At 73.4% G+C, this 18,590-nt stretch carries 11 protein-coding genes and 1 pseudogene; 7 read left to right on the top strand and 5 right to left on the bottom strand.

What is annotated here, in order from left to right; genetic code table 11:
* Nucleotides 1-48: 48 nt before the first annotated feature.
* A complete protein-coding gene (locus DEJ16_RS01445) occupies nt 49-759 on the top strand; it encodes a ferritin-like domain-containing protein (RefSeq protein ID WP_258365742.1) in 711 nt (236 codons plus the stop codon).
* Between the two features lie 93 nt (nt 760-852).
* On the opposite strand, the gene DEJ16_RS01440 is transcribed toward DEJ16_RS01445, so the two are convergent.
* Nucleotides 853-1,149 carry a hypothetical protein gene (locus tag DEJ16_RS01440; RefSeq protein WP_110823694.1) on the bottom strand — a complete coding sequence of 99 codons (297 nt, stop codon included), beginning with the start codon at nt 1,147-1,149 and terminating at the stop codon, nt 853-855.
* 11 nt (nt 1,150-1,160) lie between these two features.
* Nucleotides 1,161-1,385: a DUF3107 domain-containing protein gene (locus DEJ16_RS01435; protein ID WP_110823695.1), complete on the bottom strand. Its 225-nt coding sequence runs from the start codon at nt 1,383-1,385 to the stop codon at nt 1,161-1,163.
* Nucleotides 1,386-1,528: 143 nt separating this feature from the next.
* Between DEJ16_RS01435 and DEJ16_RS01430 the strand changes: the two genes are divergently transcribed.
* On the top strand, nt 1,529-4,684 hold the full coding sequence (locus DEJ16_RS01430) for a UrvD/REP family ATP-dependent DNA helicase (protein ID WP_181419404.1): 3,156 nt from the start codon (nt 1,529-1,531) through the stop codon (nt 4,682-4,684).
* Nucleotides 4,681-8,019 (top strand): ATP-dependent DNA helicase, encoded by a 3,339-nt coding sequence (locus DEJ16_RS01425; protein ID WP_258365741.1) that lies wholly within the window; start codon nt 4,681-4,683, stop codon nt 8,017-8,019. Before DEJ16_RS01430 ends, DEJ16_RS01425 begins: the two co-directional genes overlap by 4 nt.
* Nucleotides 8,020-8,043: 24 nt before the next feature.
* Here DEJ16_RS01425 and DEJ16_RS01420 read toward each other — a convergent pair whose 3' ends face one another.
* Nucleotides 8,044-9,042 (bottom strand): phosphotransferase, encoded by a 999-nt coding sequence (locus DEJ16_RS01420; protein WP_110823996.1) that lies wholly within the window; start codon nt 9,040-9,042, stop codon nt 8,044-8,046.
* A gap of 81 nt (nt 9,043-9,123) precedes the next feature.
* On the opposite strand from DEJ16_RS01420, the gene nudC reads away from it, so the two are divergent.
* On the top strand, nt 9,124-10,059 hold the full coding sequence (gene nudC, locus DEJ16_RS01415; protein ID WP_110823697.1) for an NAD(+) diphosphatase: 936 nt from the start codon (nt 9,124-9,126) through the stop codon (nt 10,057-10,059).
* Complete coding sequence (locus DEJ16_RS01410) at nt 10,056-11,801, top strand: ATP-dependent helicase (RefSeq protein ID WP_181419403.1); 1,746 nt, start codon at nt 10,056-10,058, stop codon at nt 11,799-11,801. Before nudC ends, DEJ16_RS01410 begins: the two co-directional genes overlap by 4 nt.
* Here DEJ16_RS01410 and DEJ16_RS15890 read toward each other — a convergent pair.
* Both DEJ16_RS15890 and DEJ16_RS01400 read right to left on the bottom strand, forming a co-directional pair.
* A pseudogene (locus tag DEJ16_RS15890) lies at nt 11,764-12,240 on the bottom strand (TOMM precursor leader peptide-binding protein); the annotation flags it as partial. The gene DEJ16_RS01410 and the pseudogene DEJ16_RS15890 sit on opposite strands and share 38 nt — an antisense overlap.
* A 431-nt stretch (nt 12,241-12,671) precedes the next feature.
* Nucleotides 12,672-14,108: a zinc-dependent metalloprotease gene (locus DEJ16_RS01400; protein WP_110823700.1), complete on the bottom strand. Its 1,437-nt coding sequence runs from the start codon at nt 14,106-14,108 to the stop codon at nt 12,672-12,674.
* A 102-nt stretch (nt 14,109-14,210) separates the two neighbouring features.
* Between DEJ16_RS01400 and DEJ16_RS01395 the strand changes: the two genes are divergently transcribed.
* Together DEJ16_RS01395 and DEJ16_RS01390 are read left to right on the top strand one after the other, a co-directional pair.
* The gene (locus tag DEJ16_RS01395; protein WP_110823701.1) at nt 14,211-15,320 is read left to right on the top strand and encodes a PDZ domain-containing protein; all 1,110 of its coding nucleotides are present in this window, start codon (nt 14,211-14,213) and stop codon (nt 15,318-15,320) included.
* Nucleotides 15,321-15,522: 202 nt separating this feature from the next.
* The gene (locus tag DEJ16_RS01390; RefSeq protein WP_181419402.1) at nt 15,523-18,573 is read left to right on the top strand and encodes a UPF0182 family protein; all 3,051 of its coding nucleotides are present in this window, start codon (nt 15,523-15,525) and stop codon (nt 18,571-18,573) included.
* Nucleotides 18,574-18,590: the final 17 nt, after the last annotated feature.

Genomic DNA, 18,590 nt, shown 5'->3' with positions numbered 1-18,590 from the left:
TACCGACGTGCCGGACGAGGACGAGCCGACCCGTATGCTGGTCGTGTGGTGTCGTGGTGGAACCGGAAGCGCGCTGCGCAGCTCGCCGCGGCCTGGCTCGCGTCGCGGAACCCGCGCGGCGGTGCGGTCGAGCGTCTCCGGCTCGACGACGTCAGCCCCGAGCTCGACGTGTACCTCGGCCAGGCCGCCTACCTCCAGCTGTCGCTGTACGAGACGATGGGCCGCGCCGGAGCCGGTGCCCCGACGCTCTCCGGCCGGCTGGTCACGGGCGTGCTCGCGACCACCGCACTCGAGCGGCACCGTGCCATCGTCGCGGAGATCGAGCGGGGCGGGCAGGAGCCGGCCGACCTGATGGCGCCGCACCGCGAGGCGATCGACCGGTTCCTCGAGCGGACGAACGGTGCCGACTGGTACGAGTCGATGCTCACCGGGTACGTGACCGCCGGCATCCTCAACGACCTGTTCGCGAACCTGCTCCGGTCGCTCCCGATCGACGTCCGGCAGCGCCTGCGCACCGTGTTCGACGCCCGGGAGGAACCGGCCGTGGTCGAGGAGCTCACGGCACGCATCGACGAGGACCCGGTCGTGGCGTCCCGTCTCGCGATGTGGGGGCGCCGCCTGGTCGGGGACACGCTCCTCGTGGCGCGGTCGGCGCTCGCCTCGCACGCCCGCGAGGACCAGGAGCGGCTCGAGCCGGTCTGGACGGAACTGATCGCGGCGCACACCCGGCGGATGGACGCGCTCGGCCTCACGGCCTGATCGGCCTGCTGGCTGGACCCCCGCGCGTCGACGAGGGCGAGCAACGGTCCGCCGGTCACGGTGAGCAGCGCCACGGCGAGCAGCCGGACGGGCTCAGGCGCCCTGCTTGACCAGACGCTCGTAGTGCGCTTCGTCGGCAGCGGTCCGACGGCGGCCGAGCACCACCTGGACCACGAGGGCGACCGCGGCGGCCCCGAGCAGCGCGACGACCCAGATCCAGGTGCCGTCGTACGGCCATCCGGCCCAGGTCAGGACCTCCCAGAGGACCGCCGCGGCGATGCCACCGACGGCCGGTCCGACGAGCACGCCACGGGTCGTGCGCAGCGGCACGACCACGTGGGCGACGGCCCCGAGCAGGATCCCGCCGAGGACGGCGAAGAGGAGCTCCACGCCCGGGAGGGTCAGGCGACGAAGCCGATGCGGCGGGACTCCTCGGAGCCCACCTCGACGTACGCGAGCGACGCGACCGGCACGATGAACCGGCGGCCCTTGTCGTCCTTGAGGGACAGGTGCGTGGCCTTGGCCGCGAGGGCCTCGGACACGGCGGTCTCGATCTCGTCGGCGGTCTGGGCCGTCTCGAAACCGATCTCACGCGGGCTGTTGATGATGCCGATCTTGATGTCCACGAGGTCAGCGTAGTCGAGCGCCCCCGGGCTGCCCGGAGCGTTCGCCGCGGGCGCACACCCGGTCCCGCACCCGGTCCCGCACCCGGTCCCCGCATCCGGCGCGGGTGGCGCGCGATGTCGGCAGCGCTGGGTACCGTACGTGCGTGCCACCGACCACCCTGACGCCCGCGCCGGACCTCGGCTCGGTGTCGCGTGCGCTCGTCGAGGACCCTGCGCAGCAGGCGGTCCTGGCCCTGCCGGACGGCGAGCACGCCGCGGTGTTCGGCGCGCCGGGAACGGGCAAGACGAGCACACTGACGCGGCTCGTGGCCGACCGGATCGCCAGACCCGGTGCCGTCGACGCCGCTGGGCACGCCACCGTGCTCGCGCTCACCTCGGCCCGCATGGCGGCCACGGCGCTCCGGGACCGGCTCGCCGCCGCGGTCGACCGGGTCACGCCGGGCGCGCTCGCCCGGACCGTCAACTCCCTGGCGTTCCAGGTCGTGGCGCACGCGGCGACCGTGCAGGGCCAGGACGCTCCCACCCTGCTGACCGGCGGCGAGCAGGACCGCATCCTCGCCGACCTGCTCGCCGGACACGAGCTCGACGGCGGCGGACCGGACTGGCCGGCACCGATCACCGCGGTGGTCCGCGAGCGGGCGGGCTTCCGCACGGCGCTGCGTGACCTCATGATGCGTGCCGTCGCGGCCGGCATCGAACCCGACGACATGCGGGAGCTCGGGGACGAGACCGGGCACCCCGAGTGGCGTGCCGTCGGGGACCTCGTCGACGAGTACCGCGCCACCGTGACCGCGTTCCGGACGACCGCGCTGGACGCGGCAGAGCTCGTGGCGTTCGCGACCGCGGCCGTGCTGCGGGGGGACCTCCCGCCCGCGGTGGCCGCGCTGCGTCTCGTCGTCGTCGACGACGTGCAGGAACTCGTCGAGGGCGAGATCGCCCTGCTCGGTGCCCTCGCCCGTTCCGGCGTGCAGGTCGTCGCGTTCGGCGACCCGGACATCGCCGCCTCGGCCTTCCGCGGCGCGGAGCCGGACGTGCTCGGCCGCCTCGGTCCGCGCCTCGGCGTCACCGGCGTCCGGGAGATCGTGCTCGGCACGGTGCACCGGCACGCCGGACCGGTCCGGGCGCTGGTGACCGGCGTCACCGGCCGCATCGGCACCGCCGCCGCGGGCCGACAGCGCTCCGCCGTCGCCCGGGAGGCCCGTGGCCGCTCCGACGCCGTCCTGCACCTGGAGGCCCCGAGCCGGTCCGCCATGGTCGCCGCGGTAGCGAGGCGCCTCCGCGAACACCGGCTGCTCGACGGTGTGCCGTGGCACCGGATGGTCGTCGTCACCCGCAGCGGGGCGGCGATCCCGGAACTCGTCCGGGCGCTCTCGGTGGCCGAGGTGCCGGCGACCGCGGGTGCCGCGCCCACCCGACCCCGGGACGAGACCGCGTCCCGGGCGCTCGTCGACGCGGCCGCCGTCGCCCTCGGTGTGGTGCCGCTCGACGCCCAGCTCGCGACCGCGTTCGCGACCGGACCGCTCGGCGGACTCGACACCCTGGCGATGCGACGGTTGCGGCTGGCGCTCCGGCGCGAGGAGCTGGCGGGCGGCGGGACCCGCACGTCCGACGAGCTCCTGGTCGACGCACTCGGTGCCCCGGAGCGACTCGCGACGATCGACGCGCCCTTCGCCCGCCGTGCCGCACGGCTGGCGAGGAGCTTCGCGGCCGCGCGGCACGACGCCGAGACCGGGGCGAGCATCGAGGAGGTCCTCTGGGGGCTGTGGGAGCGCAGCGGTCTCGCGGGCACCTGGCGTGCCCAGTCGGTCGCCGGAGGTGTCGGAGCGGCCGAGGCCGACCGGCACCTCGACGCCGTGGTCGGGCTCTTCACGGCCGCGAAGCGGTTCGTCGAGCGGACGCCGGACGCCCCGGCGCGCGTCTTCGTCGACGACCTCCTCGGTGCCGACCTGCCCGAGGACTCCATCGGACCGGACCGGACCGCCGGGCGGGTCCGGGTGCTGACCCCCTCGGCCACCGTCGGACTGGAGTGCGACGTCGTGGTGGTGACGGGCCTCCAGGACGGCGTCTGGCCGAACACCCGCGTGCGGGGCAGCCTGCTCGACCCGGACGGGCTCGTCCGCGCCGCCGCCGGCGTCCCGCACTCGCCGACGGACGACCGGGCGGCGGTGATCGGCGACGAGCTGCGCCTGTTCGCCCGGGCCGTGTCCCGGGCGACGACGCAGGTCGTCATCGCGACCGTCGCGAACGACGACGAGTCCCCGTCGCCGTTCGTCCGGCTCGTCCCGGTCCCGCCGGACCGACAGCCGTCGGCGCACCCGCTGTCCCTACGCGGCCTCGCCGGCTCGCTGCGTCGGCGCGTGGTCGCGACCGGCGACTCCGAGGCGGCGTCCGCACTCGCGCGCCTCGCCGCCGAGGACGTGCCGGGGGCGTCGCCGGACGACTGGTACGGCCTGGCCGAGCCGACGACCGACGCGCCGCTCGTCGACCTCGACGCCGCACCGGTGGTGCCCGAGGACGGCGACGAGCCCGTCCCGCCGACGGTGTCGGTGTCGCCCTCCCGCATCGGCACGTTCGAGGAGTGCCCCGTGCACTGGTTCGCGCAGACGTTCGGCGGCGGCGCCCCGAGCCCCGCGATGGGCATCGGGACGATCGTGCACGAGGCGATGGAGCACGCGACCGAGATCGACGTCGAGTCACTGTGGCAGCGGGTCGAGGGCCGGTGGGACGAGTTGACGTTCGAGTCGCCGTGGATCGCGGACCGTGAGCGCGCGAGGACCCGACGGATGATCGAGGGGCTCAGCGACTACCTCCGGACCACCGCCAGCGCGGGGCGACGACTGCTCGGTGCCGAGTCCTCCTTCGCCCTGGTGACCGGCCCGGCCCGGGTGCGGGGGAGCATCGACCGGATCGAGGTCGACCCCGACGGCCGGATCAGCATCGTCGACCTGAAGACCGGGCGATCGATGCCGAGCGAGAAGAACGACATGCCGGCCCATCCGCAGCTCGCCGCCTACCAGCTCGCGGTCGCCGACGGCGCGGTCGAGGGCGTCCCGGTCGGAGCGGAGACCACCGACGCCCGGCTCGTCTTCGTGCAGAACCCGAAGGGCGCGCACGCGTACTCGGAACGGACCCAGCGCGCGCTCGACCCGGAAGCGCGCGAGGCGTACCGCGAGCGGTTGCACGGCGTCGCGCGCGGCATGGCGGGACGGACGTTCCTGGCGGCGGTCGACGAGCACTGTGACCGCGCCCGCACGGGCACCGAGTGCCGGATCCACGTCGTCGGCGAGGTGACCTGGTGAGCGCGGACGAGGCGCCGACAGCGGTGGACGGCGCCGGGACCGGTCGGACCGGGTCGGACCCCGCCGCCCCTGCGCCCGGACCCGAGCACCGCGTGCCCGACGGGGGCGTCCCGCTGACACCGCGGGTCGGTGCCGACGCGATCGCGGACGCCCTCGGGAAGCCCCGACCCACCGAGCAGCAGCGGGCCGTGATCGAGTCACCGCTCGCGCCGGCCCTCGTCGTCGCCGGTGCCGGCAGCGGGAAGACCGAGACGATGGCCTCCCGTGTCGTCTGGCTGCTCGCGAACGGGTTCGTGCAGCCGGACCAGGTGCTCGGCCTGACCTTCACCCGCAAGGCCGCGGGCGAGCTCGGCGTGCGCATCAACGACCGGATCGCCGCGCTCGAGGACGCCGGGCTCATCGCTGCCGGCGACGCCTTCCTCGCGCCCACGGTGTCGACCTACAACGCCTTCGCGAACGCCGTCTTCCGCGAGAACGCCCTGCTCGTCGGCCGGGACGGCGAGTCACAGGTGCTCACCGAGCCGTCCGCCTGGCAGCTCGCCCGTCGGGTCGTCGTCGCCGCACGGGACGACCGCCTGGCCGGACTCGACCGCAACGTCGACACCGTCACCGCGGCCGTGGTGGCGCTCGCCGGGGCCGCGTCCGAGCACCTCGTGGACCCGGCGGACCTCCGTCGGTTCGCGATCGACTTCGGGGAGCTCCTGGAACTGCCCGGCTCGACCAGGGGCACGCCCTACAAGGCCGTCACCGACGCCGTCGCCGCGATCGGGTCGCTCGAACCCCTGGCCGACCTGGTGGAGGAGTTCCGTCGGCAGAAGGTCGACCGCGGCTTCGTCGAGTTCTCCGACCAGATCGCCCTGGCGCTCGCCGCGGCCGACGCCGCCCCGCGGGTGGCCGCCGACCTCCGAGCCCGCTTCGCGGTGGTGCTGCTCGACGAGTACCAGGACACCTCGGTCGTGCAGACGCGCTTCCTCGCGCGGCTGTTCCGGGACCACCCGGTGATGGCGGTCGGGGACCCGCACCAGTCCATCTACGGCTTCCGCGGAGCGAGTGCCGCGAACCTCGCCCGGTTCCCGGCGGACTTCGGCGCGCCCGCCGCCGACCCCGTCGTCACCTACGCCCTGTCGACGAGTTGGCGGAACCCCCTCGACGTGCTCGCCGCGGCGAACGCGGTCGTCTCCCCGCTCTCCGCCGCGTCCGACGTCCGGGTGGAGCAGCTCGCACCGCGACCGGGAGCGGACCGCGGCACGGTGGCGGTCGCCTTCCCGGAGACCCTGCCCGACGAGGCGGACGCCGTCGCCGCGTGGTTCGCGGACCACCGCGGGCGGAACCCGGACGGCTCGATGGCGCTCCTGCTGCGCGCCCGGAAGGACCTGGCGGCGTTCACCGCAGCGCTGGCCGCCCGCGGGGTGCCGTACCACGTGCTCGGGACGGGTGGGCTGCTGCAGCGGCCGGAGATCGTCGACCTGGTGGCCTGCCTCCGCGTGCTGCACGACCCGGCGGCGGGCAACGACCTCATCCGCCTGCTCGCCGGTGCCCGGTGGCGGGTCGGCGCGGCGGACATCGTCGCGCTGCACGGTCTCGCGCGCTGGTTGTTCGGCCGCGACCACACGCACAAGCGCCTCGACGACGACGTCACCGCGGCCTTCCGGGCGTCCGTCGCCGCGGGGGAGCAGGGCTCCGTGGTCGACGCGCTCGACTTCGTCACGACCGCGCCCGACGACCACTCCGCCCTCGCCGGCATCAGCCCGGCCGGCCGCGAGCGGATGCGCGCCCTCGGCGCCCAGCTCGCCACGCTGCGCTCCCGTGCCGGCGGGGACCTGGTCGACTTCGTCACGCTCGTGGTGCAGGAGATGCGGCTCGACATCGAGGTCGCCGCGCACGAGCAGGGCGGGTCGGCGTACCTCGACGCCTTCGTCGACGAACTGAGCGGCTTCGTGCAGACCGACGACCGTGCCGACCTCGGCGCCTTCCTCGGCTGGATCGACGCCGCAGCCCGCCGCGACGACATGGGGCCGCGGTCGGAGGAACCCGAGGGCGGGACCGTCCAGATCCTGACGATCCACGGCTCGAAGGGCCTGGAGTGGGACGCGGTCGCCGTGCCGCGGATGGTCGAGGGCGCCCTGCCCGCCCGGCCCCAGGAGGGGTCGACGGGGTGGCTCGGGTTCGGCCGGTTGCCGTACGAGTTCCGCGGCGACGCCGAGGAACTGCCCCGTCTGGCCTGGCGCGGGCAGGAGACCCAGAAGGACGTCGTCACGGCGATCGACGCCTTCAAGGACGAGGTCCGGGCGCGGAACGAGGACGAGGAACGCCGCCTGACCTACGTGGCGCTGACCCGCGCGAAGCACGAGCTGCTCGTCACCGGGTCCTCGTGGTCGACCGGGGTGAAGCCGACGGCCCCGAGCCGGTACCTGCACGACCTCGTCGACGCCGGGGTGCTCCCCGCCGACCGGATCCCGGAGGGCACCGCGCACGAGTCGAACCCGCTCGGCGACCAGGGAGCGACGCAGACCTGGCCGCACGTGCCGTTCGGCTCCCGCGGTCCGCGGGTGCTCGCCGCCGCGGAGCGCGTGCGCAACGCGAACCCCGGCGCCGCCGGTCGCCACGCCGCCGACATCGACCTGCTGCTCGCGGAACGCCGGGCGGCCCGGTCGGCCGCGCACGCGGTGGTCGTCCCGCACCGCGTCCCGGCGTCCGGTTTCAAGGACTACCTCGGCGAGCCGGACCGCGTCGCCGAACGGCTGCGCCGTCCGATGCCCGAGCGGCCGTACCGGGCCACCCGCCTCGGCACGCTGTTCCACCAGTGGGTCGAACAGCGTGCCCGTGGCGGTGGCGCCGCGGCGCCGCTCGGCGGGTGGGACGGCGGGCTCGACGCCTGGGCCGGCGAACTCGACCTCGACGTCGGGGAGACCGCTCCCGCCACCGACGGTGACCTCGCCGTCACGGACGACGACGCCCGACGGCTGGCCGACTTCCAGGAGACCTTCGCCCGGTCACGCTGGGCGGGTCTGACGCCCCTCGAGGTCGAACGCGAGATCCACATCCCGTTCCTCGGGCACAGCGTCGTGTGCAAGCTCGACGCCGTCTACGAGATCGACGGGCGGATCGAAGTCGTCGACTGGAAGACCGGCAAGGCCCCGACCGGTGCCGAGGACCTGGAACGCCGGCAGGTGCAGCTCGCGCTGTACCGGGTCGCGTACGCCGAGTTCACCGGCCGGCCGATCGAGGACGTCGACGCGGTGTTCTACTTCGTGGCGGACGACCTCGAGGTCCGACCGACGTCGCTGCTCGACCGTGCCGGGCTGGAACGCGCCTGGCGGAACGCGATCGGCTGAGGCGAGCCGCGCCTCCAGGCCGGATCAGCCGTGCCGGCGCTCGGTCGAGGAGAGCAGCTGCTCGACCTCGCCGATCTCCATCGTCTCCGGCGACACCGCCTGCAGCGGTGCGGCCGACGGTGCGTGGACGGCCTCGGCCAGGCGGTGCATCATCGCGACCGCGTCGTCGACGACCTCGGTGCTCTTCACCTGCACCCCGTGCAGCAGCCACTGGGCGGTCTCGAGCTCGTGGTGCACGCGGGCGCGTTGCCCGAGCTGCCGGTCCCGACCGCCACCGCCGGCGGTGTAGGCGCTGAGGACCGTGTCGAACGCCTCGCGGCGGCCGGCGAGCACCCAGGCCAGGTCCTTCGCCGGGTCGCCGAGGCGGAGTTCGCCCCAGCCGAGCACGCCCGTGACCTCGTCGCCCTGCACGAGCAGCGAGTCGACGCCGAGCGAGCCGTGGACGACGGTCGGCGTGAACTGCCAGAGCTGCTGGTCGCGCGCGGCACCCTCCCAGCGCTCCTGGAGCGCGGCCGGCACGAGCTTCGTCGCGACGGCCCGGTCCATCACGGAGACCGCGGAGCGGAGCACCTCGAAGGGCGTCAGGGACGGCAGGCCGGCGTCCGTCACGAAGCTCGTGGGCAGGACGTGGAGCGCGGCGACCGCGCGGCCGACGCTGGTCGCCAGCTCCGGACGTTCCGTCAGGTCACGGAGCGCGGGGTGCTCGCCGTCGACGAACGTGGTGAGGATGGCGCGGGTCGACCCGATCGGCGCCTGTCCGCGGTACTCCGGGACGGCGAACGGGAGGCGCGTGCGGATCCCGGCGCTGAGCGCGCGGATGGCCACCAGGTCGGCGGACTGGCGGGCCTCGGCGCGCTGGTTCCGGGGCCGGCGGATCGCCGAGCTGTGGCCCTCCGCGTCACGGACGACCGCCGACTCGTAGTCACCGGCGGCCACCGAGCCGAGCGTGCGCGTCCCGGTCAGGACGAGCCCGGGCACGGCCGTCGTCGCCAACGCGGCTAGAGTGAACTGCGATCCCGCCATGCCCATCAGGGTAGGTCCGCGGCACACCCGATCGGTGCGCGCCACGCTGGCCCGGGACGTGTCGACCACGAGGAGATCCGCGTGACCGTGGAGTTCGCCGCCCGGCTGCCGCTCGCCCGCAACGAGCTCGACCGCGATGCCGAGTACCGCGCCACCCCCGACCTCGACCGCGTGCTGCGGGACGACCCGGCGACGCGGTTCCTGCCCGTCCACGCCGGCGCGATGCTCCGGGGCGGCGACGGCGCGCTCCGCTTCGTCGACGCCGGACAGGTACCCGAGGACGCGACGCTGCTCTACCTCGGACGCGCGGTCGCCGACGCCGCCGACGCCCCGGCCGGCACCCGCTTCGTCGCGGCGCTCGTCGACGACGACGCTGCCGCCGCCATCGAACCGGACACCGCGGCGTGGGAGAACCTGCGCATGTTCGGCACCGAGCTGTCCGCCCGCGACCAGGGCCTCGCGGTCGAAGCGGTCGCGATGGCGAACTGGCACGCGGTGCACGGCTTCTCGCCGCGGACCGGCTCGGCGACCGAGTCGACCTCGGGCGGGTGGGTCCGCCGCGACCCCGAGGGGCACCAGCACTTCCCGCGGACCGACGCGGCGATCATCGTCGGCATCACCGACGGCGAGGACCGCATCCTGCTCGGCTCGAACGCTGCCTGGGACGCGAACCGGTACTCGCTGCTCGCCGGGTTCGTCGAGCCGGGGGAGTCGCTCGAGGACGCCGTCCGGCGTGAGGTCTTCGAGGAAGCGGGCGTCACCATCGAGGAACCGGAGTACCTCGGCTCGCAGCCGTGGCCGTTCCCGGCGTCGCTCATGGTCGGGTTCCGCGCACGTGCCGTCGACGGCGACCCCTCCGCCGCCCGGCCGGACGGTGTCGAGATCCTCGACGTCCGCTGGTTCTCCCGCGACGAGATCCGCGAACAGGCCGGGGACACGATCCTGCTGCCCGGCCGGACCTCGATCGCCCGCGTGATCATCGAGGAGTGGTACGGCGGGCCGCTCGACCTGCCGTGACGGTCGCACCCGGCGCCGGCGACCCGTCGACCCCGACCCCGGACGCGCTGCTCGCCGCACTCGACGCCGAGCAGCGGACGGTCGCACGGACGCTCCTCGGTCCGGTGGCCGTGCTGGCGGGCGCGGGGACCGGCAAGACCCGCGCGATCACGCACCGCATCGCCTACGGGGTCGCGACCGGCACGTACTCGCCCAACCACGTCCTCGCGCTGACCTTCACCACCCGGGCGGCGGGAGAGCTGCGCTCGCGGTTGCGCGCCCTCGGCGCCGGAGCCGTCCAGGCCCGGACGTTCCACGCCGCGGCGATGTCCCAGCTCGGGTACTTCTGGCCGGACACGGTCGGCGGGCACGCCCCCGGGCTCGTCGAGTCCAAGGGCCGGATGATCGCGCACGCCGCGGACACCATCGGCCTGCGGGTCGACACCCCGACGCTCCGCGACCTGGCCGGCGAGGTCGAGTGGCGCAAGGTGCAGCGGCTCACGTACGACGAGTACGAGTCCGCCGCGACCGAGCGGACGATGCCACGCGACACCTCGCCGTCCCGCGTGGTCGACCTCATGCGCGCGTACGAGCGGCTCAAGGACGACCGTCGGCAGATGGACTTCGAGGACGTGCTGCTCGCGACCCTCGGCATGGTGGAGTCCGAGCCCCGGGTGGCGTCCTACGTGCGTCAGCAGTACCGGTTCTTCGTGGTGGACGAGTACCAGGACGTCTCGCCCGTGCAGCACGACCTGCTCCGCGCGTGGCTCGGCGGTCGGGACGACCTGTGCGTGGTCGGTGACGCCAGCCAGACGATCTACTCGTTCACCGGCGCGTCCAGCCGCTACCTGCTCGGGTTCGGCTCGGAGTTCCCGCGCGCGTCCGTGCTCCGGCTCGAACGGAACTACCGCTCCACCCCAGAGGTCGTGCACGCGGCGAACGCACTCATGCGCGGGCAGCCGGGGGCGCTCGACCTCGTCGCGCAGGAGACCGCCCCCGGTCCGGAGCCGACGGTGCTCGCCTGCGCGCACGACGGGGACGAGGCCGCGACGATCGCCCGCCGCATCACCGAGCTCGTGGACGGCGGGGCGGCGTACGGCGAGTGCGCCGTCCTGTACCGCGTCGGCGCGCAGTCCGCGGCGATCGAGTCGGCGCTCGCCCGCAACGGGATCCCGTACCGGGTGCAGGGCGGGAAGCGCTTCTTCGACCGCCCGGAGGTGAAGCTCGCCGTGCACCACATGCGCGGCGAGGCGGTCCGGCAGACCGACGACGAGCTCCTGCGCCGGGTGGAGCTCGTGCTGCAGATCAGCGGGTGGACGCGCACCCCGCCGGAGGGCACCGGTGCCGTGCGTGAGCAGTGGGAGGCCCTGCAGGCGATCATGCAGCTCGCCGAGTCCTCGCCGGCCGGGACGACCATGCAGCAGTTCACGGCCGATCTGGTGGACCGTGCCGCGACCCACCACGAGCCGGAACTCGACGCCGTCACGCTCGCGACGCTGCACTCGTCGAAGGGCCTGGAGTGGCCGCACGTCGTGCTCGCGGGCGTCGCCGAGGGGCTGCTGCCGATCTCGTACGCGACGACCGACGACGGCGTCGACGAGGAACGTCGGCTCTTCTACGTCGGCATCACCCGTGCTCGTCGTTCCCTGACGCTGACGTGGTCCGGTCAGGGGTCCACACGGGGTGGGGCCCGGGTGGCGAGTCGGTTCCTGGCAGCCCTCGGCACGCACACCGCGGATGCGGAGCGACCCGCCGCACCGTGACCGACAGGTCCGTCCGGTCCACCAGGAGCTGCTGCGCGTCCGGGTACTGGGTCACCAGGGGGAGCCGCTCGAGGACCAGCCGGGTCACCGTCGTGGCGACCGTCGCAGCCCGGTAGGGCGACAGTGCGGCCACGGGACGGCCCCAGACCTGCGCGGCGATCGCCGGCCAGGCGGGGTCCGCGTCGGTGCGCTCGAGTTCCACGCACTGGAGGCACGGCCCGGCTCCCGGGACCAGGAACGGCCCGACGCGGACACGTCCGTCGCCCACCACCACCGGCAGGTGCGGGACCGACCGGCGACACCAGGCGGCCCGGACCGTCGGGTCGGTCACGTGGTCGGCGACGAGGACGGCGAGCGTCGGCGGCGGGTCGGGCTCGGGGACCGGGCCGCCGCGCGGCACCGACGTCCGCACGACGGTCACGCCGTCACCGGTGAGCATCCGGTCGAGCTCCTGCGCGAGCGGCCCGGCACCGGACACCTCGACCCGGGCGGCCGGCTCCGCGTCCAGGTCGACCAGGGCCGGAGCGGCGTCCCCGAGCAACCGGGCCGCGACGGCGGGCGGGCAGCCGACGCTCCGGGCGACCCCGGCCATCGCGTCCCGTCCGGTCTCGCTCCGGAGCGCGCAGAGGAAGCGCTCCTCGGCCGTCGTCGGGAAGGTGACCAGCGCGCGCGGCGGGTCGACCCCGAGCTGGACCGTGCACGGATCGCGCCAGATGAACTCGAGCGTCGGGTCGATGCGGATGCCCATGCGTCCACGCTGGCGCAGGCACCGCCGACGGGGCAGTCCGGACGCCGATCTGTGGACAAGACGAGGCGGGCCGGACGGTCGGGACGCAAGGCGGGTCGCGCCTCCCGTCCCGACCGGGGTGACTAGTGCCGCGGTCCGCCCTGCGGGTCGCCGTCGGCGGGCCCGGCCGTCGGGCCGTCGCCGGAGTCCTCGATGCCGGAGTCCTCGATGCCGCCGTCCTCGTCCTCGTGCGGACGGTCGGCGGTGGTGTCGTTGAGCAGGTCCTCGAGCGCTCGGTCGAACGCGTCGTCCTCCGGCGTCTGCGACGGGTCGCGGAGCCGGGCGACCAGGGACTCCGGCGCGTCGATGTCGTCCGAGCCGGGCACCAGGTCGAACGCGGCCCAGAGCGCGTCGCGCTCGCCGGCACCGAGTTCGTCGGTGACCCGCTGCCACATCGCGGCCGCTTCACGGAGTCGGCGCGGGCGGAGTTCGAGACCGACCAGCGTCGCGAAGGCGGACTCGGCCGGGCCTCCTGCGGCGCGACGACGTCGCACCATCTCCGCGATCGCGCCGGAGCGGGGGAGACGGGCGGTCGCGGCGGCCGTGACGGTGTCGACCCATCCCTCGACGAGCGCGAGCATCGTCTCGAGTCGGGCGAGGGCGGCGTCCTGCTCCGGGGTCCGCGGCGGGATGAGCGCCCCGGAGGCCAGCGCGTCCCGCAGCTGCTCCTGGTCGGTCGGGTCGATGCCCGACAGGGACTCCTCGACCCGGTCGAACGGGATGTGCACGCCCTTGGCGTACTCCGTGATCGACGAGATGATGTGCAGCCGCAGCCAGCGTGCCGAGCGGAACAGTCGGGCGTGGGCGAGCTCGCGGACGGCGAGGTAGATGCGCACCTCGTCGGCCGGGACGTCCAGGCCCTCGGCGAACTCGGCGACGTTCTGCGGCACGAGCGCGGCGACCTGCTCGTCGAGGAGCGGGACGCCGACGTCGCCGCCGGAGACGACCTCCTTGGCGAGCTGCCCGACGACCTGGCCGAGTTGGATCGCGAAGAGCGCACCACCGACCCCGCGCATGGCCTTCGAGACGTCGCCGAGCATGAGCTTGAGCTCCTCGGGCGCGCGCTGGTCGATCGCCTCGGTGAGGGCGGTCGCGATGCTCGACGCCACGGGCTCGGCGATCTGCGACCACACGGGTGCGGTCGCCTTCGCCCACTGCTCGCGCGTGTAGACGCTCGGTGTCGAGGTGAGTTCCGCGACGGTGGTCACCTCGTCGAGCCAGAGCGCCGCGACCTGGAAGGCCTGCGCCGCTGCTTGCGCGGTGGCGGGGTCGAGCGGCTGCTCGCCCTCGCGGGCGATCGTGGCGGCGCGTTCGGCCGTCACGGTGAAGTCGATGCCGTCGCCGCCGTCCTGCGCGGCCCGCTGGAGCTGGCTCATGAGGTTCGCGACGAAGGTCGGGTCGTTCGGCAGGCCGGCGGCTCCGGCGAGCTGCGACGGGTCGATCTGGCCCTCGCCGGACAGGAGCTTGCGGAGCATCTCCCGGAAGTCGTCGTCCGGCCCCGGCTGCGGTTGATCAGGCATGCCGACTACGCTAACCGCTGCCCGTGAGGCCGTGCCTGGGACCGGCCCGGGCAACCGCCCGTCCGGCTGCGCCGTGGGCGAACAGCCTCCGGAAGGACCCGTGTGACCCTCTTCGCCCCCGCCCCCCGTCGTCGCTCGCGCTCACGGACGGTCGGCTGGGCCTTCGTCGTCGGCGCCCTCGTCCTGGCGGTCGTCGCGAGCCTGCTGCCGAGCCCGTACCTCATCGAGATGCCCGGCCCGGTGTTCAACACGATCGGCACGCAGCGGCAGGGGACCGGCAAGGACGCGAAGGACGTCGAACTCATCCAGATCGACGGGCACCGCACCTACCCGACGTCGGGCGCGCTCGACATGCTCACGGTCAGTGTGCAGGGCACGGCGACCGAACGGCCGCCGTGGACGAGCGTCATCCGCGCCCTCTTCTCGGAGTCCGAGGCGGTGGTGCCCGCGAGCGCGATCTACCCGCCCGGACGGACGACCGAGCAGGTGAACGAGCAGGACGCCGCGGACATGACGAACTCCCAGCAGTCCTCCGTCGCCGCGGCCCTCGTGCAGGAGGGGTTCGAGGTCCCGAGCGAACTCGAGGTGGGCACCGTGCAGCAGGGCTCCCCGGCCGACGGCGTGGTCCGTGAGGGGGACGTCATCACGGCGTTCGACGGCACGTCCCTCACCACGAACTCCGACGCGTCGACCCTCCGGCAGCTCGTCGCGGAGCACGGCACGAGCGCACCGGCGACGATCACCGTCGAGCGGGACGGGGCGACGCGGGAGCTCTCGGTCACCCCGCGGACCGAGCAGGGCACCGCGCTGCTCGGCGTCGGCGTGGTCGAGCACTACGACTTCCCCTTCGACGTCGACATCGCGCTGCAGGACGTGGGCGGGCCCTCGGCGGGCATGATGTTCGCGCTCGGGATCATCGACGAGATCACGCCCGGCGCGTTGAACGGCGGCGAGCACGTCGCCGGGACCGGCACGATCACCGCCGGTGGCGCGGTCGGACCGATCGGCGGCATCCGGCAGAAGCTCCACGGCGCCGAGTCGGCGGGCGCCACGGTGTTCCTCGCCCCGAAGGCGAACTGCGACGAGGTGGTCGGACACGTACCGGACGGCCTCGACGTGTACGCGGTCTCGACGCTCGACCAGGCGGTCACCGACCTCGAGACGATCGCGGCGGGCCGGAGCACGGCCGGGCTCGAGCGCTGCACCTCCTGAGCGCCAGGCGCGCTGCCGCGGTCTCCGGGCCGCCGGCCTCCCGGACGACCGGCACGGACGGCCCGGACGGCTGGGCCGGGAGGCCCGGGGCGCGATCCTGAGATGCGGCACAGGTTCACTGTCGGCCGGGACGAATAGGATCGTCAGCACTGACGGCTCGGCCTGCCGGCGCCGCCGGTCCGACACGTCTGGAGCACAACAAGTGACGAACACCTCGTCCACCGCGGGACGGCGCTCGCCGCGTGTCCCGATCGTGGTCACGATCATCGTGCTGGCCGCACTGGTGATCGGCTTCTTCATCTTCGCCAGCCTGTACACCGACTACGCGTGGTTCGCGCAGCTCGGGTTCGAGCGCGTCCTGACCACCCGGTGGCTCGCCGGGACGGCCATGTTCGTCGCCGGCTTCCTGGGCATGGCGATCCCGGTCTGGCTGAGCATCGTCCTCGCTTTCCGGTTCCGTCCGGTCTACGCGAAGCTCAACGCGCAGCTCGACCGCTACCAGCAGGTCATCGAGCCGCTGCGCCGCGTCGTGGTGCTCGGCATCCCCGCGGTGCTCGGCGTCTTCGCCGGTCTGGCGACCGCACCGCGCTGGAGCACCGTCCTCGAGTACCTCAACCGGACGCCGTTCGGCAAGACCGACCCGCAGTTCGGGCTCGACGTCGGGTTCTACGTCTTCGAGCTGCCGTTCTGGCGCGCCGTCGTGGCGTACTCATCCGCCGTCGTGCTCATCGCCGGCCTCGCCGCGCTCGCCGCGACGTACCTGTACGGCGCGATCCGCTTCGGCGGTCGAGAGGTCCGCATCTCGAAGGCCGCGCGCATCCAGCTCGCGATCACGGCCGCGCTCTACATCGCGCTGCAGGCCGCCAGTCTCTGGCTCGACCAGTACACGGCGCTGACGAAGGACAACTCCCTCATCACGGGCGCGCAGTACACCGAGGTGAACGCGACGATCCCGGGCCGCGAGATCATGGCGGGCATCGCGGCGATCGTGGCGATCCTGTTCATCGTGACGGCGGTCATCGGCCGCTGGCGCGTGTCGATCATCGGGACCGGGCTGCTCCTGGTGTCCGCGATCGTCATCGGCGGGATCTACCCCTGGATCGTCCAGCGCCTGCAGGTCGCACCGAGCGAGCGCTCGTTCGAGTCCGCGTTCATCCAGCGGAACATCGACGCCACCCGGGACGCCTACAACGTCGCCGGGGTCCAGGAACAGGACTACGACGCCACCACCACGGCGACGACCGGTGCCCTGTCCGAGGACGCCCAGACGACGGCGAACATCCGCATCATCGACCCCAAGATCGTCTCCGACACGTACAGCCAGCTCCAGCAGTACCGGCAGTACTACAAGTTCCCCGACCAGCTCGACGTCGACCGCTACCAGGTGGACGGCAAGACCGAGGACACCGTGCTCGCGGTGCGTGACATCGACCTCGACGGCCTCGGTGCCTCGGCCACCCAGTACAACCGGACGTTCGTCTACACGCACGGCTACGGCGTCGTCGCGGCGTACGGCAACCAGCGGGCATCCGACGGCAAGCCGGTGTTCATCGAGTCGGGCATCCCGGCCGGCGACACCCTCGGCAAGTACCAGCCGCGCGTCTACTTCGGCGAGAACTCGCCGGCGTACTCGATCGTCGGGGCACCGGAGGGCACGAAGGACGTCGAGCTCGACTACCCGTCCGGCTCGGACGACGACGACGGCAACGCCACCACGACCTACGCGGCGGACGGCGGACCGAAGATCGGCAACTTCTTCAACCGCCTGGTCTACGCGGCGAAGTTCCAGTCGGAGCAGATCCTGCTGTCGAACGCCGTCAACGCCGACTCGCAGATCCTGTACGACCGTGACCCGGTCAAGCGCGTGCAGAACGTCGCGCCCTACCTGAAGCTGGACCAGGACGCGTACCCGGCGATCGTCGACAACCGCATCAAGTGGATCGTCGACGGCTACACGACGAGCAACGCGTACCCGTACTCGCAGAGCCAGAGCATGACGGACAGCATCAACGGCACCGACTCCGGCAGCTTCCGCACCGACCAGGTGAACTACATCCGGAACTCGGTGAAGGCCACGGTCGACGCCTACACGGGCAAGGTCACGCTCTACGCCTGGGACACGAAGGACCCGGTGCTCGAGACGTGGCAGAAGGTCTTCCCGACGTCGCTGCAGCCGGTGTCCGCGATGAGCGCCGACCTGCTCGCCCACGTGCGCTACCCGACCGACCTGTTCAAGGTCCAGCGGAGCATCCTCGGCACGTACCACGTCACCAACGCGAACTCGTTCTACTCGGGCGACGACGCGTGGACGACGCCGGTCGACCCGACCTCGACCTCGACGAGCGCCGGGGACGCCGACTCGGCGGGCACCACCACCGGGACGAACGCGAACACCACGAACGCGCTCGGGACGCAGACCACGGCGACGAACCCGGACCAGCAGGACCCGTACTACCTGACGATGAAGGTGCCGGGCGCGGGCACGGCCTACTCGCTGTACAGCACCTACATCCCGAAGCAGAACTCGTCGTCGAACGCGCGGAACGTGCTGACCGGCTACCTGGCCGTCGGATCCGACGCCAGCGGGGCAGGCAAGGGCAAGAAGGGCGAGGGCTACGGCAAGCTCACGCTGCTGACGATCCCGAAGACCGACAGCATCCCCGGCCCGTCGCAGGTGCAGAACCTGTTCAACTCCGACCCGGCCGTCTCGCAGGAGCTCAACATCCTCAAGCGGGGCAACAGCACCGTCAAGCAGGGCAACCTGCTGACGCTGCCGGTCGGTGGTGGGTTCCTCTACGTGCAGCCGGTGTACGTGCAGTCCACGTCGAGTGGGTCGTACCCGCTGCTGCAGAAGGTGCTCGTGGCCTTCGGGGACAAGATCGCGTTCGAGGACACGCTCGACGAGGCGCTCGACGAACTGTTCGGCGGCAACTCGGGCGCGGCCGCGGGTGACTCCGGTGCGGCTGCGGGGAACTCGGACTCCGACGACGAGGGCTCCGACACGTCGACGGGTGGGAGCTCGACGGGCGGTGCCACCGGTGGTGCGACCGGCGGCGCGACCGGTGGGTCGTCCTCCGGCGCTGCGACGCCGGACCTGCAGCAGGCGCTGTCCGAAGCGGACGAGGCGCTCCGGGCTCGTGAGCAGGCGTACGCCGACAACGACCTGGTCGCCGCCGCCGAGGCCGACCAGCGACTGCAGGAGGCCGTCGAGGACGCCATCGCAGCGCAGGGTGGCAGCGGCTCCGACGGTTGATGCGGGCGGGCGGGGTG

The sequence above is a fragment of the Curtobacterium sp. MCJR17_055 genome, assembly GCF_003224335.1.
Taxonomy (GTDB): domain Bacteria; phylum Actinomycetota; class Actinomycetes; order Actinomycetales; family Microbacteriaceae; genus Curtobacterium.
Note: the sequence above shows the minus strand (reverse complement) of the source record. Positions and strands in the feature narration are given on the sequence as shown.